Below are 1,700 nucleotides of genomic sequence, written 5' to 3' on the forward strand. Positions count from 1 at the left end.
TTGTCCAGGCAAAGTTGAAATGTCCGGTCGCCGGCAAAGCTAAAATGTCCGGAGAGTCCTCAACTTGCTTGTTCAGTTTTCTGGATTTCCCGTAGGGCGGTGGTGCTGGCCTGACACGATTGAATCCAACTCAGGGTGAAGCTGTCATGCCGGCCGAGCGGATTTGAATTCCAGTAGCAAGCTGAGTTCAGTTCTCGGTTCCGTTAAGCGGCCACGGCTGCTGCTGTAAGCGTTGCAGAGCTTCCAACATATCGTTCTGGCCCAGCGACCGCTGGGACTTCTTGCCGGGCGGCCGTCCACGCTTGCGGGGAACCCCCTCCGTTCCAGGCACGGATAGTGACCGCGTATTGTCGCGCTTCTCCTGAACGTATTGCGCTATCTGCAACACAGCTCCGAGCCGCTTATTGTCCACGATCGCGCCTTGATCGATCTCAGATAGCCGGTCGTAGATGGTATAGGGCAGGGCAGCGCCGTTCGCGCGTGGCTCGATCCTGCCATCCGGATAGTGATAGACATCGATATAGCGACCGGCCAGCTTCCTATGCTCGGGCGTATCCGTCAGCAGGTAGAGCATCTTGTCGTACTGGATCGTCAGGCTTTTGGATACGCAGCGCGGTTCGCGCCAGGTGAAGATCAGGTCCAGGTTCTCATCCGGTCGCAGCGGACGATGGGCGTCATGGCTGTTGCGCGGTGCCTTGGCGAAGCGCGCGTTATAGTCCGCGATGAATTCGGGCATGAAGGCGTTTGCGGCGTCCATGGTGCTGATATGGCGAAGGCGCAGTTCCTTGACCAAGCGGTCCTGCAGGGTCTGGTGGGCCCGTTCGACGCGGCCCTTGGCCTGGCTGCTGTTGGCGCAGATGCCCTCAATGTTCAGCTCAAATAAGGCCCGGGCAAACTGGGTATGGCCGTCGCCGCCGGTCGCGTTCGGCTTGTTGACGCGGAACACGCTCGCCTTGTCACTGTAAAACGCCACCGGCTTGCCGTGGCACTCCAGATAGGCCCGCGTCGCCGCAAAGTATGTGAACGTGGATTCCGAATGAGTGAAGCGCAGTTCCATGATCTGGCTGGTGGCGTCGTCGACGTAAACCAGTAGGGTGCAGGCTGGGGCGCGCTCCTCAAACCAGCGGTGATCGCTGCCGTCGATCTGGATCAGTTCGCCATAGCAGGCGCGCCGGTTACGAGGCTGGTAGACCTTCGGCGGCCGCTGTTTGCGCGGCACCCACAGTCCGGCCACCGTCATCAGCCGGCGAATCGTTTCCTTGGACAGCTTCAGCCCATGACGCTCGTGTAACTTCTCGGCGGCCAGGGTCGGGCCAAAGTCGGCGTAATGCTCGCGGATCAGGTCAAGCGCTGCGGCCTCACGATCGGCCGATAGGCGGTTGTTGGCGGGCCGGCCGCGCTTGCGGGAGACCAGCCCAGACGGTCCTTCCTGCCGATAGCGCTCCAGCAACCGCCGGAACTGCCGGTCGGTGATCTGCAACCGTTCGGCGGCCACGCCCGCCCGCAACTGACCATCCACGACCGCCTGGACGGTCTTGAGCCTGTCTAACTCTCGCATGCTTACTGTAATGACGTCGGATTTAGCCATCGCCTGGCGTTCTCCATTGCATTCAACCGGGCAGGCTAAATACCACGAAGAGCGCCTCAGGCGGACATTTCTGCTTTGCTAGAACCGGACATTACTGCTTTGCCGCTACACC

Annotated in this window: 1 protein-coding gene; it reads right to left on the reverse strand. The window is 60.6% G+C overall.

Translation table 11 applies throughout. The features are described 5' to 3' along the window. Positions 1-187 precede the first annotated feature (187 nt). Positions 188-1,588, reverse strand: a complete 1,401-nt coding sequence (locus AC1Q7H_RS39740) for an ISNCY family transposase (protein WP_492382509.1) — start codon at positions 1,586-1,588, stop codon at positions 188-190. Positions 1,589-1,700: the final 112 nt, after the last annotated feature.

The sequence above is a fragment of the Cupriavidus sp. GW823-FHT06D04 genome (assembly GCF_058795055.1).